Genomic DNA, 25917 nt, shown 5'->3' with positions numbered 1-25917 from the left:
AGTGCCGGTGAATCCGACCTTGGGCCTGCAACTGCTGCTGGTGGCCGGTGGCGCGATCGGCGTCGCGGCCGTCGCGCGGCACAGGGGCTGGCCGGCCCCGCTGCTGCTGGTCGCGGCGGGACTGCTGGTCTCGCCGCTGGTGCCGGCGGTGCCGCTGCAGCCGGAGCTGGTGCTGTACGTGTTCCTGCCCCCGCTGCTCTACTCCGCCGCGCTCGACAGCTCCTACCTGAGCCTGCGTGAGGTCAAGCGGGCCGTGGCCCTGCTGTCGATCGGGCTCGTGCTGTTCACCACGGTCGTCGTCGGGCTGGTCGTCCACCTGCTGCTGCCCGCCCTGCCGCTCGCGCTGGCGTTCGCGCTGGGCGCCATCATCGCGCCGCCCGACGCCGTCGCCGCCGTCGCGGTCGGCCGCCGGCTGGGCCTGCCGCGCAGGACGCTGACGATCCTGGTGGGGGAGAGCCTGTTCAACGACGCCACGGCGCTGACGGCGTACCGGGTGGCGCTCGGGGCCGCCGTCGGCGGGGCCGTGGACCTGTGGCACAGCCTCGGCCAGTTCCTGTACTCCGCGGCGGTCGGCGTGGCGATCGGGCTGGTGCTGGCGTTCGCGCTGGCCTGGCTGTTCCGGCACACGCGCGACTCGCTGGTCGAGAACACGCTGATGCTGCTGATCCCGTTCGCCGCCTATCTGGCGGCGGAGACGGTGCACGCCTCCGGCGTGATCGCCGTGGTGATCGTGGGCCTCTACCTGGGCAACCGCATGCACCTGCAGGGGTTCGGGACGCGGCTGGTGTCGGACGCGGTGTGGAAGGTCACCGACTTCTTCCTCGAGACGATCGTGTTCGCCCTGATCGGGCTGCAGCTCTCGACCGTGGTCCAGGGCATCTCCGGCTACAGCCCGTGGGCCGTCGCGGGTTACGCCGCCGCCGTGCTGGGGGTGACGATCGCCAGCAGGTTCGTGTGGGTGTTCGCGGTGTCGTACCTGACCAAATTGCTGGGCAGGGGCCACGCGCGGCCGACCGTGCAGCAGACGGTGATACTCGGCTGGGCAGGCATGCGGGGCGTGGTGTCGCTGGCGGCGGCGTTCGCCATCTATCCGGCGGTCCCCGCGCGGGACCGCGCGATGCTGCTCTTCCTGACGTTCACGACCGTGATCGGCACCCTGCTCATCCAAGGCACCACGTTCCCCGCGCTGATCAAGCGGCTGGGCGTGTCGAGCGAGCGGGAGCAGTACGAGGACCGCCTGGCCGAGGCGGCGGCCCAGCAGGCCGCGCTGGAGGCGGGCCTGGCGGAGCTCGACCGGCTGGTGCGAGAGCACGGCGAGCCCGACGAGATCCAGAAGCAGGTCATCGACCAGCTCAGGGAGAAGTCGTGGCGCCGCTCACTGACCGCCTGGGAGCGCCTGGGCGGCGGCAGCGGGCCGGGCGGCGCGGAGACCCCCAGCACGCTCTATCGCCGCCTGCGCCGCGACATGCTCCAGGCCGAGCGGCAGGTCTTCGTACGTCTGCGCGACGAGCGCCGCCTCGACGACGAGGTGCTGCGCGAGGTGATGGCCGAGCTCGACTTCGAAGAGGCGATACTGGAGCGCTAGCCCATCTGGCTGTCGACGAAGCACCACCGCCAGTCCTCGCCGCGTTCGAACGACTGGATCACCGGATGGCTCGTGTCGTGGAAGTGCTTGGTGGCGTGCTTGCCCGGCGAGGAGTCGCAGCAGCCGATGTGGCCGCACTCCAGGCAGCGCCGCAGGTGCACCCAGCGGCCGCCGACCGCCAGGCACTCCTCGCAGCCCTCAGGCGTCTTCGCCACCGGGTCGTCCGCCTTGGAAAGATGCTCACAAGTTGCCATACAAGAAATCCTATGACTATTGCCGCGAGCCGCATCCGGGGACCGGTTGTGCCGGAGATTCGGTTGCCCGCGTGCCGGAATTTGCCCGCGCCACCGTCGTGTGGGACGGCAAGGCAGGCGACGGGCACGGCGGCCCCACTGTCTTGATCCCGCGCCACTCCTAGCCGGGCCGGTGGCGTCGGACGTGCGGCGGACAGGGCTCAACCACCCAGCCGGTCAAGTGTGCGCTCCGTAACGGCGCTCAGCCGGTGAAGGGTCAGAGGCCGGTTCCTGGAGGGCCATCAGCCGAAGTGCGGTGGGTGGCCTGCCCGTGCGCAGCCGTAACGTATGGGGAGTCGTCAGCCGAAGTGCGGCGGGCCGTGCGCGGCCGTAACCCAGGGAGAGCTCAGAGTTTGCCGAGGGCGCGGGCGAGGATGGTGGCGGTGCGGGCGAGCGCTGTGTCGTCAACCGCCTCGCCAGGGGCCCGGTTGGTGTAGATCACCATGATGATGGGGGCGGCGTCCTTGGCGGGCCAGACGACCGCGATGTCGTTCGCGCCGCCGAACGCCGAGTTCGTGCCGGTCTTGTCCCCGACCGTCCAGGTCTTGGGCAGCCCGGCGCGGATGCGGGTGCCGCCCGTCTTGGTCGCGAGCAGCCAGGTGTTGAGCTGCTGCCGGTCCTTGGCGTCGAGCGCGTTCCCGGTCGTGACCGCGCGCAGGTCGCGGGCGATGGAGGCGGGAGTGGTGGTGTCGCGCTTGTCCTTGGCCGTCCAGTCGTTCAGCTCGGTCTCCCAGCGGTCCAGGCGGGAGATCGGGTCCTTCAGCGTCCTGAAGTACCGGGTCAGGCCGGCCGGTCCGCCGAGCTGCTTGAGCACCATGTTGCCCGCGGTGTTGTCGCTCAGGGTGATGGCCGCCTCGCACAGCCGGCTGACGGTCAGACCGTCCTTCACGTGCTGCTCGGTGGTGGGGGAGTTCGGTTTGACCTCGTCGGCCGTCCAGTGCACGACCTTGTCCATCAGCCCCGGGTCGGAGGTGCGGGCCTTGTGCAGCGCGGCCGCGCAGGCCATCGCCTTGAACGTGGACAGCAGCGGGAAACGTTCGCCCGACCGGTAGGCGACCGTCTTCCCGGTGGCGGTGTCGATCGCGTACGCGCCGATGCGGCCCTTGAAGGACGCCTCCAGCGCGCGCAGCTCCTTGCGGGCCTGTGCCTCGCCCGAGACCACCTGCACCGAGGTCGCGGCGGACGCCGTGCTCGCCGGGACGGCGCCGCCCGCCAGGAGGGAGATCGTCAACGTGGTCATTGCCGTGAAGCGGCGGTTTCGCATGCTTGGTCCTTGCTGTCGTCCGTCAATGGGCAAGGAGCAAAGCAGATGTGATCACTGCATGTCTAATAGCGATATCGCGAAGGGGTCGATATCGGCTCAGTCATGAGACCAGGTCAGAGCCAGTATGCCGGCCGTGATGAGCCCGGCGGCGTGCAGGCACAACGCGGGCACGACGCCGACCGCCCCGCCGAGCACCCCGGCCAGCACCATGCCGGCCAGCGCCGTGGCCGCCTGGGCGCTGCCCAGGATGCCGAACACGCTTCCCCGGTGGTCGTCGGCCGTGACGCTCTGGGCCAGCGTGGTGAACCCCGCCATCGCGGCCGCCGCGGGCACCCCGGCCAGGCCGATCAGCACGAGCGCCGGCCACAGTGCGGGCACCGCCAGCGGGTACGTGAACAGCGCCAGATCCATCACCCCGAAGACGACCGTCGCACAGCCCAGCAGCACCCGCGGCGCGGCGCGGCCCGGATGGAGGGCGACCACGAGCCCGCCTGCGATCCCGCCCACCGCCTGCACGGACAGGAACAGCCCGTACGCGTCGCCGTCGCCCCCGAGCACGTCAGAGACGAAGGGCGCCGCGAGCGTGGCGAAGATCCCCTCGCCCAGCCCTGTGATCACCATGTACGCCACCAGCAGGCGAATGCCCGCCTCGCGCGCGGCCAGGCGCAGCCCGGCGACCCACTGCCCGCTCATCGTGGCCGCTTTCGCGGGGCGCCCTGGCGTCCGGAGCGTGGCCTGCAGGATCGCGGAGATCAGGAAGCTGCCCACGTCGATCAGGACGACCGCGGCCGGCCCTCCGGCGCTGACGGCGATCCCGCCCAGCATCGCACCCAGCAGGCGGGCGACCTGGCCGGTCTGACTGTGCAGGGCATTGGCCCGTACGAGGTGGGACTCCGCCACGATCTGCGGCACGAGCGCCCGCTGCGCGGGTGTGAGCACCGTGCTCAGGACGCCGGTCCACAGGGCGACGGCGTACACGATCCACACCTGGGCCGGCTCCCGTACGGCGAGCAGCGGCAGCAGCCCGAGCGCGAGCAGCACGTCGGTGGCGACCAGCAGCCGGCGGCGGTCCCACCGGTCGGCCAGCATCCCGGCCACGGACCCGAGCACGACGTCGGGCAGCCGCGAGACCAGCAGCATGATCGCGGTGGACAGCGTCGAGCCGGTCAGCCGGTAGACGTAGAAGGCCAGGCCGGTGCCGACCACCCAGTCGCCGGTCTGCGAGATCAGCCCGGCGAGGAGCAACCGCCGGTAATCCCGGTTGCCGCCCACCAGCGCCCAGACCCCTTCGGCGGGCCGGGTCTCAGTCACCGGAGCCGGTGGGAGGCAGGGGGACCACGACCTGGGTCAGCAGCACCGGGCGGGCGTCCCCGGGACGCGCCGACGGGTCGTCGACGCGCGCCATCAGCGGCCCGAGCAGCTCGGCGATGGCGGCGCTCACCGCCGTCACCTCGTCCGGCGTGGCGTAGAGGTACGTGTTGCCCACGCCGCCGATCCGCCGCCACGCCCCGGGCTCGTCCTGCCGGTGCTGCTGCCATTCGACCAGCCGCGACAGGGCCCGCTCGGCGATGACCTGCTCCAGCAGGCTCCGGGCGGCCGCCTGCTCCGCCGTCGCGCCGTCGTCCCAGTCCTGGACGGTCTCGGTCACCTTCCACGGCCGCTCGCGCTCGTCCCTGGCCTCCGCCTGCTCCACGAAGCCGTACTTGGCCAGCTGCCGCAGGTGGTACGAGGCCAGCGCCTGGCTGATGCCGACCTCCCGCCCGGCGTCGGCGGCGGTCATGGCGCCCGCCCTCAGCAGCAGCTCGTGCAGCGCCAGCCGCACCGGATGCGCGAACGCCCGCATCGCCGCCGCGTCGTCGAGCAGCCGTCGCCGTGAAGACTCCAAAGACATGCTTGGAATCTTGGTCCGCGCGCCCGGCAGGTGTCAAGGAATCCTTTGGAATGCGTTGGGTAGGGTCGAAGCATGCGACTCCTCAAGAGCCGGTTCGTCCCTCTGGCAGCCTTCGCCGTGTGTGTCTTCGCCGCGGGATGTGGCGAGGTCAACAACACCATCGACAAGGCCCAGGCGTGCATCGAAGCCCCGAAGATCGTCACGGAGCTGGGCGCCCAGGTCACCAAGCTCACCGATGACCCCAAGGCCATGGACAAGGCCCTCGACGACGCCGCGGCCAAGCTCAACGACGTCGCCGACAAAGCCGCCAACACCACGATCAAGCAGGCCTCCGATGACCTGGCCAAGACGCTGAGCGGCATCAGCGTCAAGAACGTCAACGACGCCGTGGACGCGGCCCAGAAGGTCGCCACCGAGAGCGCGGCCTACGTGGAGAAGGTGACCAAGGCCTGCACTGGCTGAATCCCGGCTTCTCTAGGGGTAATAGGGACGAACTACCGTTTTTCCTATGGAACCCGACCCGCGTTTTACCTTGGCCAACGAACGCACCTTCCTCACCTGGCTGAGCACGGCGCTGGCGCTCAGCGCGGGCGGGGTGGCCATGGCGGCCGTGCCGCCGCACGTGTTCGTGCCGTGGATCCGTACCGCGCTGGCCATCGTGCTCGTGACGCTCTCCGCGCTGGCGGCGGGCATGGCCTACCCGCGCTGGCGTCACATCCAGCGCGCCCTGCGCCAGCAGGCGCCGCTGCCGCCGCCCGCGCTCGCGGCCGTCTTCGGGTACGGGGTGGCGGCGGTGGCGGTGATCGCCCTGATCCTGATCATCCTGGCGGCCTGAGCGGCGTCGAGATGGCACCGGAGAAGGAGATCTGGGACAGCGGGCTGCAGAGCGAGCGCACCCGCCTGGCCTGGGTGCGTACGGCCGTGGCGCTGTGCACCGGCGGCCTCGGCGCGGCCGGGCTGTCGCTGAGGCAGGGCCTGCCCCTGCCCGCCGTCGCGGCCTTCGCGCTGGCCGCGCTCTGCGGCAGCGTGCTGCTCATCAGGACGGGGGTACGGTGGCGCCGCGTGCAGGAGGCCCTGCACGGCGGCAGGCCCCTGGAACCCGGGATCGACGTGTTCTTCGCCTGGCTCGGCACGTTGAGCGTGGTGGCGGGCGCTTTGACCTTTGTGTTCGTGGTTCGGTGACCCAGGTTGCGAGATCCGGAGGAGGAGGCACACACTCAAAGGTGAGGGGGTGACCTCGTTGGAAGAAGAACGAAGGAACGTGCCTTTCGAGTGCCGCGGTTGCTGGCACGTCTGGGAAGAGGAATACGTCGTCAGGCACGCCGTTGATGGTCACGGAAACGAATGTCGGATCTGGCTGCGCGGCGGGCTGCCCGTGCTACCGCCGTCGCCGGGCGCCGTCATCTGCCCCCGTTGCGGGAGCCAGCAGGCCACGACGTTCCCGGAGGGCTATCTCTCACGCCATCCGGAGCTGATCCCGCCGGCCAGCCCCCCGAAACCCGACGAGTCGAAGCTGCGCAGCCCGGTCAAGTATCCGCTGTTTTACGAACGTATAACCTGACACTTGGTGAGCATTCCATAACGCCAAGTGTCACAAAGCGCGTCTTGCGGAGGTGGCGGACCCGGCGGACACTCAGGGGCGAACGGCGATCCGGAAGCCGGGGGTGGTCCTGATGCCAGACGGGTTCGAGGCCCGCGAGAAGTGGCCCTTCGAATGCCTTCGTTGCCTGTACGTCTGGGAAGAGGATTTCGTCGTCAGACACCTCACCGACGTCCACGGCAACGAGGTCGAGATCTGGCTCAGCTCGGGAGTGTCTGTGCAGCCGCCCTGGTCGGGCACGTGCTGCCCGCACTGCGGCGCTTACCACGTAACCTCCTTCCCCTCGGGGTATTTAGCACGGCATCCCGAGTTGGTGCCCGATCCCGCGCCGGAGCCCGCGCCGGTCTTCGCGCCGGCCGCAGGGCAGCCGGGCAGGATGTCCGCGCCGCGGACGCACCTGCCCGGCAGGCTTTTAGTCGCACTCGGGGTGCCGCTGGCGATGTTCGTCGGCTACGAGCTGTACGCGAACACCGTGGCCGTGGCACACCACCACTAGGGCTAGCTGAGGCTCTCCAGCCACGCCTGGTGCAGCCCGGCGAACCGGCCAGAGGCGGCGATCAGCCGGTCCGGCGGCCCGTCCTCGACGATCTCGCCCCGATCCATCACCAGCACCCGGTCGGCGATCTCCACCGTCGAGAGCCGGTGCGCGATGATCAGCGCCGTCCGGTCGGCCAGGATCGTCCGCAGCGCGCGCTGCACCAGCCGCTCACTCGGCACGTCGAGGCTGGAGGTGGCCTCGTCCAGGATCAGCACGGCCGGATCGGCGAGGAACGCCCTGGCGAAGGCGACGAGCTGGCGCTGCCCGGCCGACATGCGGCCGCCGCGCTTGCCCACCTCGGTCTCGTAGCCGTCCGGCAGGCCCGAGATGAAGTCGTGCGCGCCGATCGCCTTGGCCGCCTCGCGTACCTCCCGGTCACTGGCGTCGGGCCGGCCGAACCTGATGTTGTCGGCGACCGTACCGCTGAACAGGAAGTTCTCCTGCGTCACCATGACCACGGCCTGGCGTAGTGTCGGCTCGTCCAGCGTGCGAAGATCGACGCCGTCGAGCAGCACGCGGCCGTCGGTGGGGTCGTAGAAGCGGGAGATCAGCTTGGCCAGCGTCGTCTTGCCCGCGCCCGTCGCCCCGACCAGCGCCACGCTCTGCCCGCCCGGGATCGTGAGGTCGAGACGGGGCAGGATCGGCATCTCCTCGACGTAGGCGAACCTGACGCCCTCGAAGCGCACCTTGCCCCGCGCCCTGCCCTGCGGCAGCGCCGCGGGCTTGCGCGGCTCCGGCACGGAGGGCTCCTCCTCCAGCACGCCCGACAGCTTCTCCAGTGCCGCGCCCGCGGACTGGAGCGTGTTGTAGAACTGGCTGATCTCCTGCATCGGCTCGTAGAACTGCCGCAGGTACAGCAGGAACGCGGCCAGCACGCCGACCGTGACCTCCTGGTTGAAGGCCAGGTAACCGCCGTAGATCAGCACGCCGCCGACCGTCATGTTGCCGATCAGCTTGATCCCGGGCATGAAGACCGCGATGAGCTGCATGCTGCGGGCGTTGGCGTCGCGGTAGTCGTCGTTGAGCTGTTCGAAGATCTCCTGGTTACGCGGCTCCCTGCGGAAGGCCTGCACCGCGCGGATGCCGGTCATCGACTCCACGAAGTGCACGATCACCAGGGCCACCGTCTCCCGGGTGCGCCGGTACACGATCGCCGACTGCCGTCTGAACCACTTGGTGAACAGCAGCAGCAGCGGCAGCGGGATCAATGCCACCAGGCCGAGGTGGACGTCCAGCACCAGCAGCAGCGCCGCCGTGCCGAACATCGTCAGCACCGCCGTCACCAGCCCGTCGAACCCCGACTGGAGCAGCTCGGCGATGGCCTCGATGTCGGAGGTGAGCCGGGAGATGACCCGGCCGGAGGTGTACTTCTCGTGGAAGCTCAGCGACAGCCGCTGGAAGTGGTCGAACACCCTCCTGCGCAACTCCAGCAGGATGCTCTGGCCGATCCTCCCCGACAGCCGCAGGAACGCCTGCCTGGTCAGCGCCTGCGTCACCGCGGCGGCCAGGATGACCCCGACCACGGTCAGCAGCGTGGCAGGACCGCTGCCGCGCAGCATCGGCGGGATGCCCGCGTCGATGCCCACCTTGACCAGGTAGGGGATCGCGAGTCCCGCCAGGTTGGAGACGATGATGATCGCCGTCAGCAGCGCGATCTGCTTCCGGTACGGCGTGAGCAGGTCGCCCAGCAACCTCCGGGAACGGTCCCGCAGTAGGACGGAGACCTTCTCCGGCAGCTCGTCCTGATCCTCGGAGGCGACGCCGCGCCAGGTCGTCGTCGTGGTGGCGGTCAACGCAGCGCTCCTTCCGTGGGGTCGAAGTCGGCGTCCTGAGCCAGCAGCTCCCGGTATTCGGGCACCTCGGTCAGCAGTTCGTTGTGGTGACCGACGTGCGTGATGGTGCCGTCGCGCAGCAGCGCCACCTTGTCGGCGAGCAGCACGGTGGAGGCCCGATGGGCCACCACGATGCCGGTGGCGTCGCGCAGCACGTGGCGCAGCGCCTCCTCCACCAGTGCCTCGGTCTCCACGTCGAGCGCGGACAAGGTGTCGTCGAGCACGAGGATCCGCGGCTTGCTCAGCACGGCCCTGGCCAGGGCGAGCCGCTGCCGCTGGCCGCCGGAGAGTGACAGGCCCTGCTCGCCGATGCGGGTGTCGAGGCCCCACGGCAGGTCGTACACGAACATCGCCTGCGCGGTCTGGATGGCCGAGGCCAGCTCCTCCTCGGTGGCGTCGAGCCGGCCGAGAGTGAGGTTCTCCCGCACGCTCATCGAGAACAGCGTGGGCTCCTCGAACGCGGTGGCCACCACCGAGCGCAGGGCGGGCAGGGTCAGGTCGCGCACGTCATGACCGTCGATCGTGACGCGCCCCTCGGTGGGGTCGATCAGCCGGGGCACCAGCGCGGTCATCGTGGTCTTGCCCGAGCCGGTCGCGCCCACGATGGCGACCGTCTCACCGGGGCGTACGTCCAGCCAGACATCGCGCAGCACCGGCTGGTCGGAGCCGGGGAAGTGGAACCCGACGCCCTCGAAGCGCAGGTGGCCGCGCGGCCTGTCGATGGACTCGGCGCCGCCCTCGATGGACGGCACGGTGTCCATGACCTCCATGACCCGGTCGGCGGAGGTCACGGCCTCCTGGGCCATGGCCAGGATGTAGCCGAGACTCGCGATGGGCCAGACCAGCTGCAGCATCAGCGTCGTGAACGCGACCAGCCCGCCCAGCGTGAGCTCCCCGGACCCGACGGCCAGCGCGCCGAGCAGGAGCACCAGGGCGAGCGTGATGTTGGGGATCACCTCGAGGAAGGCGAAGAACTTCGCCGACAGGCGCACCTTGTCCATGGAGGTGCCGTAGACCTTGAGCGCGGCGTCGTCGTAGGTGTCGTAGACGTGGTGGCGGCGGCCGAACGCCTTGATCGTCCGGATGCCGATGGCCGACTCCTCGACGAGCGTGGCGAGGTCGCCCTGCTCGTCCTGGACCTGGCGGGAGATCTTGATGTAGCGCTTCTCGAAGCGGAGGGAGACCCACACGATCGGCACGGCGGAGGCCGCGACGAGCAGGCCCAGCGGCCAGTACTTGTTCAGCAGCAGCACGGTCACCGTGATCAGCTGGAGCACGTTCATGACCAGGAAGAGCATGCCGAAGCCGAGGAAACGGCGGATGGTGGACAGGTCGGTCGTGGCCCGCGACAGCAACTGGCCGGACTGCCAGTCGCCGTGGAATCCCATCGGCAGGCGCTGCAGGTGCTTGTAGAGGTCGTCTCGGATGCGGGTCTCGAGCCCCAGCACGGGCGTGATCTGCGTCCAGCGCCTGAAGAAGATCAGGAACGCTTCGACGGCACCCACGCCGAGTGCCAGGAGCCCCAGCGGGAGTAACGCTCCGTGATCGCCATGGAGGATGGGGCCATCGATGACCTTCTCACTGATGAGGGGCATGGAGATGCCGGCTGCGATGCCGACGACCGCTGTCAGCCAGATGAGGATCAGCCTGACGGCGTACGGGCGGAGGTAGGACTTCATCCGCCACAGGGAGTTGGAGGAGAGCAGGGGACGGCGAGGTATGTGCGTATCGGGAGGCATCCCTTCTAGGCTAATACGTGGGATCAACCGATTTTCAGTAGCCTCCGCGAGAGGTTTCCTGTCCGTGACATGCGGAAACAGTGAGAAATCATGAATTTTCGGAGGACCGTTACCTTTATCGTGATGTGCGCGGGAATCTTCTTCGTCCTGCTCGACGTCACGATCGTGAACGTGGCCCTGCCCTCCATCGGGCGCGGCACTGGCGCACCGCATCTAGCCGACCTGCAGTGGGTGGTCGACGCCTACCAGCTCACCCTCGCCGGCCTGCTGCTGGCCGGGGGCACGCTCGGCGACCGGTACGGGCATAAGCGCATCGTCACCGCCGGTTTCATCGTCTTCGGCCTGGCCTCGGCGGCCTGCGCGCTCTCGCCCGGAATCGGGCCGCTCGTGGCGGCCCGCGTGGCGCAGGGCATGGGCGCCGCCCTCCTCCTGCCGGGCACGCTGGCCGTGATCACCCGCCTTTACGCTGATCGCGAACAGCAGGCCCGGGCCATCGGGGCGTGGGCCGCGATCGGCAGTCTGGCGCTGCCCGCCGGGCCGGTGCTCGGCGGCCTTCTGGTCGAACTGCTCGGCTGGCCGTGGGTCTTCTGGATCAACGTGCCGGTCATCGCCGTGGTGGTCGCTGTGATCCTGCGCATGGTGGAGGAGGCCGAGCCCGCGCCACGCCGGCTCGACGTGCCCGGCGTGGTGCTCGGTACGGCGATGCTCGCGCTGGTCACGTTCACCGTCATCGAGGCGGGCCGGGCCGGGCCCGGCTCCTGGGCGGTGATCGTGGCGGCTGCCGCGGCGCTGATCGCGGGCGTGGCGTTCGTCCTGGTCGAGCATCACCGCGAGGATCCCGTGCTGCCCCTGCCCCTCCTTCGCAGGAGGCCCATCGCGGTCAGCACGGTCGTGGCCGCGACCATGAACTTCGGCATCAACGGCGTCATGCTCCTGTTCACCCTCTACCTGCAGACCATTCGCGACCGCACCCCGATCCAGGCGGGACTGTCGCTGCTGCCCCTCTTCCTCCCGCTGGTCCTGCTGCCCGCCCTGGCGGGCAAGGTGGCCGGCAGACGCGGGCCGGCCCCGGTCATGCTCGCGGGCCTGACCCTGCTGGTGGCGGGCTTCGTACTGCTGCTGCCGCTCCGCACAAATTCCGGATATATCCCGCTACTGGTGGCCATGGTGGTGATCGGCGTGGGGGCGGCCCTGCTCACCCCCAGCGTGGTGGCCCTGGCCATGGGCGCCGCGCCCGACGGCAGGGAAGGGCTGACCAGCGCGCTCAACAACACCGCCAGGCAGGCGGGCGGCGCGGTCGGCGTCGCCGCGCTCGGCGCCATCGCGGGCGATCCGTCGCGGGCCCCGGCGTTCGTGGCGGGGATCCACCACGCGGCGGTCGTGGCGGCGGTGGCCTACTGTTGCGCGGCCGTGCTCACCTTCGCCGGCTCTAGGATGGGGTCCTCGTGATCGCGGAATCGGAAATGCCGCACCTGCGGCGCTGTGTCGAACTGGCCACCCGGGCGCTGGAGGTGGGCGACGAGCCGTTCGGCTCGGTGCTGGTCTCGGGCGACGGCGTCGTCCTGGCCGAGGACCACAACCGAGTGGCCTCCGGTGACAACACCCAGCACCCGGAGTTCGCCCTGGCCCGCTGGTCGGCGGCGCACCTGACGCCCGCCGAGCGGGCGGCCGCCACCGTCTACACCTCCGGCGAGCACTGCCCGATGTGCGCCGCCGCGCACGCCTGGGTGGGGCTGGGCCGCATCGTGTACGTGTCGTCGTCGGAGCAGCTCGCCTCGTGGCTGTCGGAGCTCGGCGTCCCGCAGCCGCCCGTACGCACGCTCCCGATCCACGAGGTCGCCCCCGGCGTGGTGGTCGAGGGCCCGGTGCCGGAGCTGGCCGAGGAGGTCCGCGAGCTGCACCGGCGGCGCGTCCGCAACTGACGGTGTACACCGTTTTACCTGCGGTTTGTACGGTCCGTGACACAGTATGACCATGGTGTTCGGCCGCTCCATCAGGGCCCGGATGACCATCGCGACGGTGGTGGTGTTCGGCGCCATCGTCTTCGCCGGGGTTCTGGCGATCTTGCTGACGTATCCTGTGAAGGCGCGGTCCGACCTGGTGGATCAGGCCGGCGACGCCAGCCGCCACCTCGCCATGGTCATCGGCAGGCAGCGGTTCACCGGCCCGATCCCGCCCAGGAATGGCGTGTTCATCATGCAGGTCGTGGACCGCGGCGGGCACGTCGTGGCCGCCAACACGACACTCGCCGGCCGGCCGCCCATCACCCGGGCCCGGCCAACCGGCGTCGACTCGCAGGTCCAGGACCGGGTGTGCCTGCCCGGCGGGTGCATGGTCGTGGTGGGAACGAGCAACCCCGCCAGCGTGTACGGGCCCGCCGTCGCCTACGCGGCCCTGCGCGAGCCGTTCCTGCTGAGATCGCCGTTCCTGCCCCTGCTCCTGTCCGGCTCGGCGGCGGTGCTGGTGGCGCTGATGGGATGGGGCGCCTGGTACGGGGTCGGCCGGGTTCTGGCCCCCGTGGAGCGGATCCGGTCGGGGCTGGAACGCATCAGTGCCCAGGACCTGAGCCGGCGCATCGACGTGCCCGGCACGCGGGACGAGGTCGCCGAGCTGGCCGCCACGGTCAACGACACCCTGGCACGGCTGGAGGACGCCGCGGAACGGAACCGGCGCTTCGTCTCCGACGCCTCCCACGAGCTGCGCTCGCCGATCACCGGGCTCATGGTGCGGCTGGAGGAAGGCCTCGCGAACCTGGACGAGGCGAACTGGCGGGCGGCGCTCAAGGACGTCCAGCGGCTGTCGGACATCGTGCACGACCTGCTGCTGATGGCCCGGCTGGACGCCGGGTCGGAGGCGGCGAAGGAGCGGATCGACCTGGGGCGGCTGGTCGAGGAGGAGATCGCGCGGCGGCCCTGCCGGCTGCCTCTGGCCGTGGACGCGGAGCCGGGGCTCTTCGTCCGGGGGAACCGGTTGCGGCTCGCCCGGGTGCTGACGAACCTGCTGTCCAACGCCGACCACTACGGGGACTCCCGGGTGTGGGTTTCCGCGCGGGGCCAGGCGGACCAGGTCGTGGTGGAGGTGCTGGACGACGGGCCGGGCATTCCCGTGGAGATGCGGGAGCGGGTGTTCGAGCGGTTCACCAGGCTCGACCAGGCCCGGGCACGGGACAGTGGGGGCACCGGGCTGGGGCTCCCGATCGCCCGCGACATCGCCAGAGCCCACGGCGGGACGCTGGAAGTGGGGGACGGGGGGCCGCACACCCGGATGGTCCTGCGGCTGCCTCGCGATTAGGGCTCGCGGCGCCCGCCGGTGATCGCCGCCCGGCCACCGGCGGGCCGCCGGGATTCAGGACCCGCCGAGCTCGATGGTCTCCGCCACTTCGGCGTGCCGCTCGGCCTCCTCCTGCGCGAACCGCTCCTCGTCGAGCTTGTCGGCGATCTCCTCGTCCTGTCGCATCAGTGCCTCCAGAGACTGGCCGGCCATCTCCAGCACGCCCATCTCCGCGTACGCCTGCTGCAACCGCGGGCTCCACAGCCCGATGTCCTTGACGCACGGCACGATCCGGCTGAACAGCAGCGACCTGAACAGCTTCAGGTAGTCCGACTGGTCCGTGGCCTCCATGGCCTCCTCGACCTCGGACTTCGACAGGCCCAGGTTCTCCCACGTCTCGCGGCCGCGCAGCCGGTCGCGCATGAGGTAGCAGCCCTCGATGACGAAGTCCTCGCGCTCGCGCAGCTCGGTCTCCGACAGGTTCCGGTAGTAGTCGCGCAGCGCCATCCGGCCGAAGGCCACGTGCCTGGCCTCGTCCTGCATCACGTACGCGAGGATCTGCTTGGGCAGCGGCTTGGTCGTGATGTCGCGCATCACCCCGAACGCCGCCAGCGCCAGCCCTTCGATCAACACCTGCATGCCGAGATAGGGCATGTCCCAGCGCGAGTCGCTCAGCGTGCTGTCCAGCAGGGCCTTGAGGTGCTCGTTGATCGGGTACGCCAGGCCCACCTTCTCCTGGAGGAAGCGCGCGTACGTCTCGGCGTGGCGGGCCTCGTCCATCGTCTGCGTGGCCGCGTAGAACTTCGAGTCGAGATCCGGGACCGACTCCACGATCTTGGCCGAGCAGATCATCGCGCCCTGCTCGCCGTGCAGGAACTGGGAGAACTGCCACGCCGCGCCGTGCAGGCGTACGTCGTTACGGGTCTTCTCGCTCATCCGCTCCCAGAGCGGGGTGCCGTAGATGGCGATGGTCTGGTCGGGGATGCCGAGGACGTTGTACGGATCGACCTCGAGGTCCCAGTCAATGCGCTTGGTCGAGTCCCACTGCTTGTCCTTGCCCTTCTGGTACAACGACAACATTCGATCCCTGCCGTCGTCGTACTCCCAGGTGAACCGGCTCGCGCCGGACATTTCGACGTCCCAGGTGGAGAGCTCTGTGGGGATGGTGTAGAGATCGTGCGTCGACATCGGACCTCCGAGGGGGGCTTACGTACACCGTACGTCCACGTTGCGAGACTTGCACGTACGCCGTACGTGAGTCAATAGAATGAGCTATGCCCACGGAGCCACTGTCGCGGGGCCGCATCGTCGCGGCGGCCATCGACCTCATCGAGCGCGAGGGCGCCGACGCGGTCTCCATGCGGCGCATAGCGGCCGAGCTCGGCGTCGGCGTGATGTCCCTCTACAACCACGTGCCCAACAAGGACGCCCTGCTCAACGGGGTGGCCGAGGCGGTGCTGAGCGAGATCGAGTTCACCGACGCCCCCGACGCCCACTGGACCGATCGGGTGCGCATGCAGGCGCGGGCGTTCCGGCAGATCGCGCACGACCACCCTCGCTCGACCATGCTCGTGGTCAGTCGCCAGCTCCACTCCACGGCCGGGCTGCTGCCGGTCGAGCGGGCGCTGGCGACGCTGCGCAGCGCCGGGTTCGACGGGGCGGACGCGGTGCGGATGTTGCGGATCTTCATCGCGTACGTCGTGGGCTCGCTGCTGCGGGAGGTCGGGGTGACGCCCACGTTCGCGCCACTCCACAACCGCATGGTCAAGGCCGAGAGTGTCGATCCGGCGCTGTTCCCCGAGGTCAGCTCGCTGGCGCCGCTGCTGGACCAGTGCGACCACGAGGCGGAGTTCGAGTTCGGGCTGGAGCTGCTGATCCAGGCGATCGCGGTGCACGCGGGGCGCCGCGAGGGCACGCGCTAGCCGTTCTGTCCTGACAGGTTGATGACGCGGCCGGCCCGGGACTCCAGGTAGCGTTGCTCGGCGATGCTGGCGGTGGACTTCGCGGCGCGCCGGTAGTGCTCGTACGCCCCGGCGGTGTCGCCGGTCTTCTCCAGCAGATGCGCCCGTACGGACAGCAGCCGGTGATGCCCGGCCATCCGCTCATCGCTGTCCAGCGTGGCCAGCAGGGCCAGCCCGGCCTGCGGGCCCTCGGTCTCGGCGAGCGCGATCGCCCGGTTGAGGGTGACCATCGGGTTGGGCGCGATCCGTTCCAGGATCAGGTAGAGCGCGTGCACCTGCGGCCAGTTGGTCTCCTTGGCCGTGGCCGCGTCGGCGTGCGTGGCGGCGATGGCGGCCTGCAGTTGGTAGGGCCCCAGCGCCGGGCCGGCCAGCGACGTCTTGACCAGCTCTGTGCCCTCGTCGATCAGCGCGTGGTCCCACTTCTCACGGTCCTGCTCGTCCAGCGGCACCAGGTCGCCGGCCGCCGTCGTCCGTGCCTCCCGGCGGGCGTGGGTCAGCAGCATCAGCGCGAGCAGCCCGGCCACCTCGCCGTCCTCGGGCAGCTGCGCGTGCACCATCCTGGCCAGCCGGATCGCCTCGTGCGCGAGGTCGGCGCGGTGCAACTCGCTGCCCGAGGAGGCGGTGTAGCCCTCGTTGAAGATCAGGTAGAGCACGTGCAGGACGACCCGCAGCCGCTCCTCTCGCTCCGCGCCGCCCGGCAGGCTGAACGAGCTGCCGGCGGCCTTGATGCGCTGCTTGGCCCGGCTGATCCTGGCCGCCATCGTGGCCTCCGGCACCAGGAACGCGCGGGCGATCTCGGCAGTGGTCAGGCCGCCGACCGCGCGCAGCGTCAGGGCGGTCTGGGAGGCCGCGGTCAGCGTCGGATGGCAGCACAGGAACAGCAGGACGAGCGTGTCGTCGGTGTCCGGTACGTCCTCAGGCACGACCTCGGTGGCCGTGGCCGACTCCCGCTCGCGGCGCGCATGGTCGCTGCGCATCTGGTCGATGAGCCGTCGGGACGCGACAGTCACCAGCCAGCCGCGCGGGTTGTCCGGCACTCCCTCGGCCGGCCACTGCACGGTGGCGGCGAGGACGGCCTCCTGTACGGCGTCCTCGCACCCTTCGAACTGTCCGTGCCGGCGTACCAACGTGCCGAGGACCTGCGGCGTGAGCTCACGCAGCAGGTCCTCGATGACTGATGCTGTCATGCCTCCAATTGTCCGTCAGCGAACATCACCTGCCGCACCTCGACCCCCAGCCCCTCGATCGCGGTGTCCGGGATCTGCGCTGCGAGCTCGATCGCCCGCTCCTTGTCCTCGCAGTCGATCAGGTAGAAGCCGCCCAGATACTCCTTCGCCTCCAGGAAAGGGCCGTCGGTCACCACCGGCTGGCCGTTGCGTACGGACACCACGGCGGCCTGTGACGGGTCGACCAGCGCCTGCGTGGTGATCAGCTCGCCGGACTCCTTCAGCGTCTCGATGAACTTGGCGTGGCCGTCGCCGATCGCCGCCTTCTCCTCGTCGGTCAGCGCGTCCAGCACGGCCGGGTTGACGTGCAGGCTGATCAGGAACTTCATCTCGTGCTCCTCGTGGTTCGCGAGCCCCGGCGGGGCCCTTCCACCGGTTGGTCGGAGCCGCCGCCGTCGTCTTGACATCCCCCGCCCGAACGTTCGCACGAGTCTTTTCGCCCGTGGCAGACGCTTGAGATTTCCGTCCGAACCGATGTCAAGAAGTTCCCGACGGCTCCGACCAACCGGCGAAACGTCGAGAGAACAGGAAGTTTCGGATATGCGAGTCAACCGGGCATGGCTGGGACTGGGCGTCCTCATGCTGCCGACTTTGCTCGTCGCGATGGACATGACGGCGCTGCTCCTCGCGCTCCCACGGCTGAGCGCCGACCTGGGGGCCACCAACGTCCAGCAGCTGTGGATCAGTGACGGCTACGGATTCATGGTGGCCGGCCTGGTCATCACAATGGGCACGCTCGGCGATCGAATCGGCCGCCGCCGGCTGCTGATGATCGGCGGAGCGGCGTTCGCGGTGCTGTCGGTCGTGGCCGCCTTCGCGGTCAGCCCGCTGATGCTGATCGTCGCGCGTGCGCTGCTGGGCGTCGCCGGCGCGACCCTGGCACCGTCCACACTCGCCTTGATCACCAACATGTTCCGCGACGAACGGCAGCGCGGGCAGGCCATCGCGATCTGGGCGACCTGCCAGTTCACCGGCGGCGCGCTCGGGCCCGTACTCGCCGGATCCCTGCTCCAGCACTTCTGGTGGGGATCGGTGTTCCTGGTCGCCGTGCCGGCGATGGCGTTGCTGCTGCTCGCCGGACCGTTCCTGCTGCCGGAGTTCCGCAGCGACCAGGCCGGCCGGCTGGACCTGGCCAGCGTCGGGCTGTCGCTCGTGGCGGTGCTGTCGATGGTCTACGGCATCAAGCAGCTGACCGTCGAGAGCATGCCGGTCGTGCCGGCGGTGGCCCTCGTCGTCGGCGCAGCCATCGGATCGCTGTTCGTACGCCGGCAACTGCGGCTGCGGACGCCGCTGCTGGACCTGCGGCTGTTCCGCAACCGCCCGTTCACGGCCGTACTCATCGGGCTGGTCTTCGCAGGCATCGCCATGGCCGGTACGGGCCTGCTGGTGACCCAGTACCTGCAGAGCGTGCTGGGCTTCTCACCGGTCGCGTCGGCGGTGCTGTTCGCACCAATGGGCCTGGGCGTGGCGGTCGGCACCATGGCCGCGCCGGCGCTGGCCCGGCGGATGAAGCAGACGACCGCGATCGCCGGCGGGCTGGCGGGGTCGGCGCTGGGCAGCCTGCTGCTGGTCGGCGTCGACGGTGCGGGCGCCCTGCCGCTGGTGATGATCGGCATCGCCGTACTGGCGCTGGGCACCGGCCCGCTGTTCGCGCTGGGCACCGGGCTGGTCGTCGGGTCCGTGCCGCCGGAGCGCGCCGGCTCGGCGGCGTCGATGTCGGAGACCGGTAACTACTTCGGCGGTTCGCTCGGCTTCGCGCTGCTCGGCGTGGTGGCCGCGGTGGTCTACCGCAGCCGGATGGACGGCACGTCCGACTCGCTCGCCGGCGCGGTCGCCGCCAGCCGGCACCTGCCCGCCGGCCAGGGCGCGGAACTGCTGCACACCGCGCGGGAGGCGTTCACCGCCAGTCTGCACGTCACCGCCGTCGTCGCCGCGGTCATCTTCGCCGGGCTGGCCGTACTGGTCCTGACCATGCGGCCGGCAACCCGAACCATCCCGGCCGCGCTCCCCGACTACGAGGCGACTCGCTCATAGAGCCCTGACGGGCCGCCCATCAGTACACGAACGGGAGAAGCCGGGCGGTGCGGCGCTGGTAGGCGGTGTACTCGTCGCCGAAGGCGTCGATCAGCAGCCGCTCCTCCGAGCGGATCCGCCAGCCGTACGCGGCGAGCATCAGTGCGGCGACGACCAGGAGGGCGATCCAGTTGCCGCTGCCCACGCAGTAGCCCGTCCAGACCAGCAGGCTCCCGGCGTACCCGGGGTGGCGGATCAGCCGGTACGGCCCGGCGGTGACCACCTGCTGGTCGCCGGTCACGTGCAGGGTGCGGGTGTAGTACGTGCCGAGCGTGGTCATGCCCCAGGCGCGCAGCCCGAGTCCGGCGGCCATCATCGCGACGCCTATCCAGCGCGCGCCGACGGGCAGACGTCCCACTCCCGCCAGACCCAGAACGATGATCAGCACGATGGCCAGGGTGTACGCGGCGACCAGCAGCAGGGTGCTGCCCCGATCGGTGTCGCCGCCGCTCGAACTCGCGGCGTCGGTGTCGGTACGGCGGCGGAGCACGATCTCATATCCCAGCCAGAGGAGGAGGCCGGCGATGGCGAGCCAGTTGGTGATCGGCACAGCGCCATCCTCGCCTGGGGCTCCGGGTCGTCGTCAACCCCTCGACCATGACGAATCCGTGGCGGGCGTGCTGCTCAACCGGTCGGCGTCAGGGATGTCCGGGGGAGTAGGGAGGGCAACCGGCGGGCGTGGGCCCCGGTTGCCCTCCGTTTGTTGCGCTCAGTACCAGTTGTGTGATCTCCAATGTCCCCAGGCGCCACAAGGCCTGCCGTACCTCCCCTTGATGTAGGCGAGTCCCCACCGGATCTGCGTCTCCGGGTTGGACTTCCAGTCGCTGCCGGCGCCTCGCATCTTGCCCCCGGGCAGCGCCTGCGGGATGCCGTACGCACCGGATGAGCGGTTGAATGCCCGGTGGTTCCAGTTGCTCTCCCTGGTCCACAGGTTGTCCAGGCAGCGGAACTCCTGAAGGTTCCACGATCGCTGGACCACCTGGCCCAGAGCGATCCTCTTGTTCGTGTCCGGCATGGCCGCCGGGATCCGGGGCTTCGCCGATGTCGTCCACGTCTTGGTCCTGACCGCGGGCGGGCGCTCGGCCTCGGCTGCCGGGGTGTCGACCGCGTTGATCGCGGTGAACGTGGTGACGAAGATGATTGTGCCGCTGAGGGCGCGTTTGCTGTCCAATTCGATCCTAGCCATAGGGTCGCGTGCGGACAGGCCCATTCATATGGCGCCCATGCCGGTCCGCGTCCGTGGCTCGGACGCGGAGGGTCCGCGCGGCCCTCCGGGAATCCTTGTACCGCCCGATCGCGCTGGACGGCCCGGAGGGCACCGCGACGTGTCCTCTAGCACGATTCCTATTACGTGCGGTCACCGTGGGTCATACATCTCGACACGCGGTGGAGAGGTGTTTGCATGATCGTTGCGCACAAAAAGCCCTCTCGCTGCCCCGCCCTTGCCCGCCCCGCCCGACGCCTGGGGCTCGCTTGCCGAAAGGCGCGACAAAGTATGGGGTTTGCCCGAGGGCGCAGGGCGGGTACCGGCCCCACCCGGCTCGGCTACCTGCTGGTGACCGACCACAGCCACCGGCGGGCCGCATGTTACGGCCGCTTCTGTAAGGTCGATGCATGAGCCTCAGTGACATCCAGCTCCGCACCCTCGACGACACCCCCACCACCCTCGGGGAACTGGCGCCCGGCAAGGCCGTGCTCGTCGTCAACGTGGCCTCGCGATGCGGCCTCACCCCGCAGTACGGCGCGCTGGTCCAGCTTCAGGAGCAGTACGGCCCGCGCGGCTTCACGGTGATCGGCATGCCGTGCAACCAGTTCGCCGGGCAGGAGCCGGGCACGGCGGAGGAGATCCAGGAGTTCTGCTCGGCCACGTACGGAGTGGACTTCCCGCTGCTGGAGAAGGCCGACGTCAACGGCCCGGACCGGCACCCGCTCTACACCGAGCTGACGCAGACCCCCGACGAGCAGGGCGAGACGGGCGACGTCCAGTGGAACTTCGAGAAGTTCCTCGTGGACCGGGAGGGCAAGGCCGTGGCGCGCTTCCGCCCCCGCACGGCCCCGGACGACCCGTCGATCACCTCGGCCATCGAGAAGCTGCTCTGAGGGTTTCCACGTAGTTTCGAGCCGCCCGGTGCCTCTCCGCCGGGCGGCGACTCGCGAGACCTTCCGCCACCAACAGGCGATCTACGAAGATGGCCGGATGACTTCTGAGACGAGGGTCGCGCTCGTAACCGGGGTGAGCAGGCGGATCGGCATCGGGTACGCCATCGCGCAGGAGCTGCTCGCGACCGGCGCCGAAGTGCTGGTGCAGTCGTGGACCCCGCACGACTCCGAGCAGCCGTGGGGCAGCGATCCCGCGGGCATGGAAGGCGTGCTGGAGTCGCTGGGCGGCGTCGGCGAGCACCTGCACCACGTCGAGGCCGACTTCGCCGATCCGGCGGCGCCCGCGTGGGTGATGGAGCAGGCGGTCGCCAGGTTCGGGCACGTGGACGTGCTGGTCGCCAACCACGCGCGCAGCTGCAAGCAGTCGCTGGAGGAGGTGACGGCCGCCGAGCTGGACCTGTCGTGGGCGGTGAACGCCCGGGCCGGCGTGCTGCTGACGCAGGCGTTCGCGGCCCAGCACGACGACCGGCGCCCGGGCGGCAGGGTGATCCTGTTCACCTCCGGTCAGCATCTGGCCCCGATGCCGGGCGAGCTGCCGTACGCGATCAGCAAGGGCGCGATCCAGCAGATGACGGCCACCCTGGCTGACGCGCTCGTGGACCGGGGCATCACGGTCAACACCGTCAACCCGGGACCGGTCGACACCGGCTGGGCCGACCCCGAGGTCACCCGGCACGTCGGCCGGGCCCTGCCGGCGGGGCGCTGGGGGCGGCCGGAGGAGGTGGCCCGGCTGGTCCGCTGGCTGGCCTCGGACGAGGCGGCCTGGATCACCGGGCAGGTGATCAACTCCGAGGGAGGGTTCCGCCGCTGGGTTCCGTAATCGTGTGATTTCTCTGCGTGATGGGTACCGATCCAGGCATTGGCCTGACATCCCGCAGGGGGCGCGCGATGATGATCAATCCGTACGCAGGATCGCCGTTCAGCTACGTCGCCGAGCCGGCCACGGGGCCGTACTCGATCGTGGAGTTGATGCCCGGCGTCCGGAACCTGCTGGAGTACGTGCGGTTGGCGGCGGGCGAGCGTGTGCTGCTGCTCATGGAGCACACCGTCGACCCGGTCGTCGTGCAGGCCATCGCGGCCGCGGCGGCGCTCAGGGACGCCGACGTCCGGATCCTGTCGGTGCCGCCGTTCAGCCCCGGGGGCTGGGACAGGGAGGCGTCGCTCCAGATCGAGGCCGCCGCGTTCCATGAGGCCGACGTCGTGATCAGTGGCACCTGGTGGGGTGAGGTGCACACGGCGCCGTTCTTCTTCGACCAGATCAAGTCGCGTTCCACCCGGTTCCTGTCCCTGCACATGACCGCCACGGCCGGGGCGCTGATCACCGGAGGGCGGCTGCCCGCCGAGGTCTTCTACGCGCTGCTGCGCCGCGCGCTGCGGCAGCTGTCGGGTGCCCAGGCGATCCGGGTCACGACCGGGAGCGGGACCGACGTGACGTTCTCGGGGCCGGCGTTCGACCCGGATCCCGGCGCGATGCGGCCCGGCGACTGGCGGCCCTTCCCGTACGGCGGCGCCAACTTCTGGCCGGACGACACCGAGGGCGTCATCATGATCGAGGACTGCACGGTCACCGGCGTGCCCGAGGAGCCCCTGCGCGTCACCCTCGAGGGCAACCTCGTCCGCAAGATCGAAGGGGGAGCGGCGGCCGAGCAGCTACGGCGGTACGCCCCCGAGGGCTACTACATGCGGCACGCCCTGATCGGGCTGAACCCGAAGGTGCGGGTGTCCGGGGGGACCCAGTTCGAGCGGGAGAAGCACGCGGGGGCCTTCTACTGCGGCCTGGACGGCCTGACCGGCGGGCTGCCGGTCAAGACGGGCCCGGGGTTCGCGCACTGCGACTGCCAGATCGATCGGCCGACCATGCTGGTGGACGGGGAGCTCTTCATCGAGAAGGGGCGGCTGCTGATGCTCGACGACCCGGAGATCAGGGAGGTGGCGGCGCGGTTCGGCCCGCCGGACGTGGTCCTCGACGACAACCCGATCATGATCCTGCCGCGCCGCTACACCGGAACCCGGGCGACGGCCCCATGATCTACCGGTGGGGGCCGCAGCTGCCCCTGATGATGAGCTCCGTCGGCAGGACCACGCTCCGCGGCTTCCTGGTCCCCGCCCGCAGCACGAGCTCCGCCGCCCGGTAACCCATGTCCCTCCCCGGCTGCGCGATCACCGTCAGAGGCGGGGCACACAGCTCGGCCCAGGGGACGTCGTCGTACATCACCAGCGACACGTCCCTTGGCACCCTCAGGTCCAGCTCCCTGGCAGCCAGCACCGCCGCCTCCCCCAGCACGTTGCCCCCGGCGACCACGGCCGACAGGTCGGGGCGGCTCTGGAAGAGGCCCGAGGCGGCGGCGTAGGCGGAGTCGCGGCTGCCGGTGCCGAACACGACCAGCTCCTCGTCCACGGGCGCCCCCACCGCCTCCCTGAACGCGGCCACCCGGCGGTCGTGGCCGGGCCCGCCGAGGAACGCGATGCGCTTGTGGCCCAGGCCGCGCAGGTAGCGTACGGCCGTGCGGATGCCGGCCCGGTCGTCCGCCACCACGGCGGGCACGTCCAGCGCGCGTGTCTGCGGGGCGTGGGGGAGGCCATCGAGGGCCATGAGGTCGGCGACGGCCGCCGCCCTGACGTCCTCGTGGGACGACTGGACCGGGAGGCGGTCGGCGAAGACCACCGTCATGCCCGCGCGGATCGCGGGGGCCCAGGTTTCCGCGTCTCCTGACGGCACGGCTATCAGGCGGTCCACGCTCTGCTCCAGGAGCATGCCGATCAGGTCGGCCTCCTGCTCCGGGTCGCCGCCCGTGGAGCCGAGCACGACGGGCTCGCCGGCCGACCGGGCGCAGGCGAGCACGCCCTCCGACAGCTGGCCGTAGAAGGTGTCGGTCAGGTCGGGGACGAGCAGGCCCATGCCGCCCGTGCGGCGTTGACGCAGGTTACGGCCCAGGGCGCTGGGACGGTAGTCGAGCTGGGCGGCGACGGCCAGGACGCGCTCTCTGGTCGCCGGGCTGGCCGAGCCGCCCGACAGCACCCGGGACACGGTCGCGACGCCCACACCCGCCGCCTCGGCCACGTCCTTTATGGTCGCGCGCTTGTCCATGGAAACGATTCCATCATGGTTTCCGGAAAACCGGAAGACTCACCAATCGACAACGGCTGGTCACACGGTAACCCTTGACACCGATGTCCGTTTCGGGTGAGATGCTTGAAAACGTATCCACGTGAGTGGGTCACGGTAACAACGTCCGGGCCTCCCCGCCCTGGAGCGCGAAGGAATGTCATGGCATCCATCGTTCTGACGAACGTCGACAAGGTCTACGCCGGTGGCGTAAAGGCCGTGAACGGGCTCAACCTTGAGATCAAGGATGGCGAGTTCATGGTACTCGTCGGGCCTTCCGGTTGCGGTAAGTCGACCGCTCTCCGGATGATCGCGGGCCTCGAGGACATCAGCGGTGGCGAGATCGCCATCGGCGACAAGGTGGTCAACCACCTGCCGCCCAAGGACCGCGACATCGCGATGGTCTTCCAGAACTACGCGCTCTACCCGCACATGACGGTCGAGGAGAACCTCGCCTTCGGCCTCAAGCTCCGCAAGATGCCCAAGCCGGAGATCCAGAAGCGGGTCAACGAGGCCGCCAAGATGCTCGGCCTGGAGACGTACCTCAAGCGCAAGCCGGCCGCCCTCTCCGGTGGTCAGCGCCAGCGTGTCGCCATGGGCCGCGCCATCGTGCGTGAGCCGCAGGCCTTCCTCATGGACGAGCCGCTGTCCAACCTCGACGCCAAGCTCCGCGTCTCCATGCGCGCCTCGCTCAACACCCTGCACGAGCGCCTCGGCGTCACCACCGTGTACGTCACCCACGACCAGGTCGAGGCCATGACCCTCGGCGACCGCGTCTGCGTGCTGCGCGACGGTCTGCTGCAGCAGGTCGACACCCCGCAGAACCTGTTCGACAAGCCGGTCAACCTGTTCGTGGCCGGGTTCATGGGCTCGCCCTCGATGAACTTCGTCACCGCCGAGCTCGTCCGCGACGGCGGCGCCGCCGTCACCTTCGCCGACGTCAAGCTGCCGATCCCCGACTCGACCTTCACCGACAAGCCCGGCCTCGACCAGTACGTCGGCAAGAAGATCATCCTCGGCATCCGCCCGTCGGACTTCGAGGACGCCACCTCCGCCGGCAACCACGCCAACGGCTGGGCCACGCTGCCGGTCAAGGCGGAGGTCACCGAGGAGCTGGGCTCCGAGATCAACGTGCTGTTCCTGATCGACGCCCCGCCGGTCGAGCACGCCGACACCACGGCCGCTCAGGACAACGACGACGACGAGGCGGCGCTGCCGCTGGTGGGCGACAAGTCCCTGTGGACCGCCCGCGTCAACGCCCGCAGCCACGTCCGTCCCGGCCAGGGCATCGACCTGGTCGTCGACACGCACAACCTGCACTTCTTCGACCCGACCAGCGGCCTGGCGATCGGCCACGAGGCCAACCGCTAGACGTCACC

General features: G+C 70.0%; 27 protein-coding genes. 15 read left to right on the top strand and 12 right to left on the bottom strand.

Annotation, left to right across the window (positions count from 1 at the left end):
• Positions 1-7 precede the first annotated feature (7 nt).
• Entirely contained in the window at positions 8-1585 is a 1578-nt protein-coding gene (locus ACQPWU_RS40605; protein ID WP_433430989.1) for a Na+/H+ antiporter, read from the top strand.
• On the opposite strand, the gene ACQPWU_RS40600 is transcribed toward ACQPWU_RS40605, so the two are convergent.
• From ACQPWU_RS40600 to ACQPWU_RS40585, 4 genes are all read right to left on the bottom strand, one after another.
• Positions 1582-1839, bottom strand: a complete 258-nt coding sequence (locus ACQPWU_RS40600) for a UBP-type zinc finger domain-containing protein (protein WP_433430988.1) — start codon at positions 1837-1839, stop codon at positions 1582-1584. The two genes, ACQPWU_RS40605 and ACQPWU_RS40600, sit on opposite strands and share 4 nt — an antisense overlap.
• Positions 1840-2224: 385 nt before the next feature.
• Positions 2225-3142, bottom strand: coding sequence for a class A beta-lactamase (gene bla, locus ACQPWU_RS40595; protein WP_433430987.1), 918 nt, complete (start codon positions 3140-3142; stop codon positions 2225-2227).
• A gap of 96 nt (positions 3143-3238) precedes the next feature.
• The gene (locus ACQPWU_RS40590; RefSeq protein ID WP_433430986.1) at positions 3239-4453 is read right to left on the bottom strand and encodes an MFS transporter; all 1215 of its coding nucleotides are present in this window, start codon (positions 4451-4453) and stop codon (positions 3239-3241) included.
• On the bottom strand, positions 4446-5033 hold the full coding sequence (locus ACQPWU_RS40585) for an ArsR/SmtB family transcription factor (protein ID WP_433430985.1): 588 nt from the start codon (positions 5031-5033) through the stop codon (positions 4446-4448). The genes ACQPWU_RS40590 and ACQPWU_RS40585 overlap by 8 nt, the downstream gene beginning before the upstream one ends.
• A 72-nt stretch (positions 5034-5105) precedes the next feature.
• Here ACQPWU_RS40585 and ACQPWU_RS40580 point away from each other — a divergent pair, with 72 nt between their 5' ends.
• The 5 genes from ACQPWU_RS40580 to ACQPWU_RS40560 all read left to right on the top strand — a co-directional run bounded on the left by ACQPWU_RS40580 (position 5106) and on the right by ACQPWU_RS40560 (position 7129).
• Complete coding sequence (locus tag ACQPWU_RS40580) at positions 5106-5495, top strand: hypothetical protein (RefSeq protein WP_433430984.1); 390 nt, start codon at positions 5106-5108, stop codon at positions 5493-5495.
• A gap of 46 nt (positions 5496-5541) precedes the next feature.
• Entirely contained in the window at positions 5542-5868 is a 327-nt protein-coding gene (locus ACQPWU_RS40575; protein ID WP_360713685.1) for a YidH family protein, read from the top strand.
• A gap of 11 nt (positions 5869-5879) precedes the next feature.
• Positions 5880-6215, top strand: coding sequence for a DUF202 domain-containing protein (locus ACQPWU_RS40570; protein WP_433430983.1), 336 nt, complete (start codon positions 5880-5882; stop codon positions 6213-6215).
• A gap of 49 nt (positions 6216-6264) precedes the next feature.
• Positions 6265-6594 (top strand): hypothetical protein, encoded by a 330-nt coding sequence (locus ACQPWU_RS40565; protein ID WP_433430982.1) that lies wholly within the window; start codon positions 6265-6267, stop codon positions 6592-6594.
• A 112-nt stretch (positions 6595-6706) separates the two neighbouring features.
• Positions 6707-7129 carry a hypothetical protein gene (locus ACQPWU_RS40560; protein WP_433430981.1) on the top strand — a complete coding sequence of 141 codons (423 nt, stop codon included), beginning with the start codon at positions 6707-6709 and terminating at the stop codon, positions 7127-7129.
• 2 nt (positions 7130-7131) lie between these two features.
• On the opposite strand, the gene ACQPWU_RS40555 is transcribed toward ACQPWU_RS40560, so the two are convergent.
• Together ACQPWU_RS40555 and ACQPWU_RS40550 are read right to left on the bottom strand one after the other, a co-directional pair.
• On the bottom strand, positions 7132-8964 hold the full coding sequence (locus ACQPWU_RS40555; RefSeq protein WP_433430980.1) for an ABC transporter ATP-binding protein: 1833 nt from the start codon (positions 8962-8964) through the stop codon (positions 7132-7134).
• Complete coding sequence (locus ACQPWU_RS40550) at positions 8961-10742, bottom strand: ABC transporter ATP-binding protein (RefSeq protein ID WP_433430979.1); 1782 nt, start codon at positions 10740-10742, stop codon at positions 8961-8963. The genes ACQPWU_RS40555 and ACQPWU_RS40550 overlap by 4 nt, the downstream gene beginning before the upstream one ends.
• A 123-nt stretch (positions 10743-10865) precedes the next feature.
• On the opposite strand from ACQPWU_RS40550, the gene ACQPWU_RS40545 reads away from it, so the two are divergent.
• Genes ACQPWU_RS40545 through ACQPWU_RS40535 form a run of 3 tightly spaced genes read left to right on the top strand, consistent with a single transcriptional unit; the run spans position 10866 to position 14033 of the window.
• Complete coding sequence (locus ACQPWU_RS40545) at positions 10866-12191, top strand: MFS transporter (protein WP_433430978.1); 1326 nt, start codon at positions 10866-10868, stop codon at positions 12189-12191.
• Between the two features lie 14 nt (positions 12192-12205).
• Positions 12206-12664 carry a nucleoside deaminase gene (locus ACQPWU_RS40540; protein ID WP_433445407.1) on the top strand — a complete coding sequence of 153 codons (459 nt, stop codon included), beginning with the start codon at positions 12206-12208 and terminating at the stop codon, positions 12662-12664.
• A 52-nt stretch (positions 12665-12716) separates the two neighbouring features.
• On the top strand, positions 12717-14033 hold the full coding sequence (locus ACQPWU_RS40535) for a sensor histidine kinase (RefSeq protein WP_433430977.1): 1317 nt from the start codon (positions 12717-12719) through the stop codon (positions 14031-14033).
• A gap of 54 nt (positions 14034-14087) precedes the next feature.
• Here ACQPWU_RS40535 and ACQPWU_RS40530 read toward each other — a convergent pair whose 3' ends face one another.
• On the bottom strand, positions 14088-15200 hold the full coding sequence (locus ACQPWU_RS40530) for a ferritin-like domain-containing protein (protein WP_433430976.1): 1113 nt from the start codon (positions 15198-15200) through the stop codon (positions 14088-14090).
• A gap of 86 nt (positions 15201-15286) precedes the next feature.
• Between ACQPWU_RS40530 and ACQPWU_RS40525 the strand changes: the two genes are divergently transcribed.
• A complete protein-coding gene (locus ACQPWU_RS40525; RefSeq protein ID WP_433430975.1) occupies positions 15287-15934 on the top strand; it encodes a TetR/AcrR family transcriptional regulator in 648 nt (215 codons plus the stop codon).
• Here ACQPWU_RS40525 and ACQPWU_RS40520 read toward each other — a convergent pair.
• A complete protein-coding gene (locus tag ACQPWU_RS40520) occupies positions 15931-17160 on the bottom strand; it encodes an RNA polymerase sigma factor (RefSeq protein ID WP_433430974.1) in 1230 nt (409 codons plus the stop codon). The two genes, ACQPWU_RS40525 and ACQPWU_RS40520, sit on opposite strands and share 4 nt — an antisense overlap.
• A complete protein-coding gene (locus ACQPWU_RS40515) occupies positions 17157-17528 on the bottom strand; it encodes a YciI family protein (protein WP_433430973.1) in 372 nt (123 codons plus the stop codon). Before ACQPWU_RS40515 ends, ACQPWU_RS40520 begins: the two co-directional genes overlap by 4 nt.
• A gap of 211 nt (positions 17529-17739) precedes the next feature.
• Here ACQPWU_RS40515 and ACQPWU_RS40510 point away from each other — a divergent pair, with 211 nt between their 5' ends.
• Complete coding sequence (locus tag ACQPWU_RS40510) at positions 17740-19233, top strand: MFS transporter (RefSeq protein WP_433430972.1); 1494 nt, start codon at positions 17740-17742, stop codon at positions 19231-19233.
• Positions 19234-19252: 19 nt separating this feature from the next.
• Here ACQPWU_RS40510 and ACQPWU_RS40505 read toward each other — a convergent pair whose 3' ends face one another.
• On the bottom strand, positions 19253-19822 hold the full coding sequence (locus tag ACQPWU_RS40505; RefSeq protein WP_433430971.1) for a methyltransferase family protein: 570 nt from the start codon (positions 19820-19822) through the stop codon (positions 19253-19255).
• A 159-nt stretch (positions 19823-19981) separates the two neighbouring features.
• Positions 19982-20443 (bottom strand): lytic transglycosylase domain-containing protein, encoded by a 462-nt coding sequence (locus ACQPWU_RS40500; RefSeq protein WP_433430970.1) that lies wholly within the window; start codon positions 20441-20443, stop codon positions 19982-19984.
• A 443-nt stretch (positions 20444-20886) separates the two neighbouring features.
• Here ACQPWU_RS40500 and ACQPWU_RS40495 point away from each other — a divergent pair, with 443 nt between their 5' ends.
• From ACQPWU_RS40495 to ACQPWU_RS40485, 3 genes are all read left to right on the top strand, one after another.
• Positions 20887-21372: a glutathione peroxidase gene (locus tag ACQPWU_RS40495; RefSeq protein ID WP_433430969.1), complete on the top strand. Its 486-nt coding sequence runs from the start codon at positions 20887-20889 to the stop codon at positions 21370-21372.
• 97 nt (positions 21373-21469) lie between these two features.
• Positions 21470-22252 carry an SDR family oxidoreductase gene (locus tag ACQPWU_RS40490; protein ID WP_433430968.1) on the top strand — a complete coding sequence of 261 codons (783 nt, stop codon included), beginning with the start codon at positions 21470-21472 and terminating at the stop codon, positions 22250-22252.
• A gap of 68 nt (positions 22253-22320) precedes the next feature.
• Positions 22321-23460 (top strand): hypothetical protein, encoded by a 1140-nt coding sequence (locus tag ACQPWU_RS40485; RefSeq protein WP_433430967.1) that lies wholly within the window; start codon positions 22321-22323, stop codon positions 23458-23460.
• A gap of 1 nt (position 23461) precedes the next feature.
• Here the strand turns inward: ACQPWU_RS40485 and ACQPWU_RS40480 are convergent, their stop codons facing one another.
• Positions 23462-24520 (bottom strand): LacI family DNA-binding transcriptional regulator, encoded by a 1059-nt coding sequence (locus ACQPWU_RS40480; protein WP_433430966.1) that lies wholly within the window; start codon positions 24518-24520, stop codon positions 23462-23464.
• A 180-nt stretch (positions 24521-24700) separates the two neighbouring features.
• Here ACQPWU_RS40480 and ACQPWU_RS40475 point away from each other — a divergent pair, with 180 nt between their 5' ends.
• Entirely contained in the window at positions 24701-25909 is a 1209-nt protein-coding gene (locus ACQPWU_RS40475; protein ID WP_433430965.1) for an ABC transporter ATP-binding protein, read from the top strand.
• The last annotated feature ends 8 nt before the right edge of the window (positions 25910-25917 follow it).

It is taken from the genome of Nonomuraea sp. CA-141351 (assembly GCF_050944675.1).
In the GTDB taxonomy this organism is placed as follows: domain Bacteria; phylum Actinomycetota; class Actinomycetes; order Streptosporangiales; family Streptosporangiaceae; genus Nonomuraea.
Note: the sequence above shows the minus strand (reverse complement) of the source record. Positions and strands in the feature narration are given on the sequence as shown.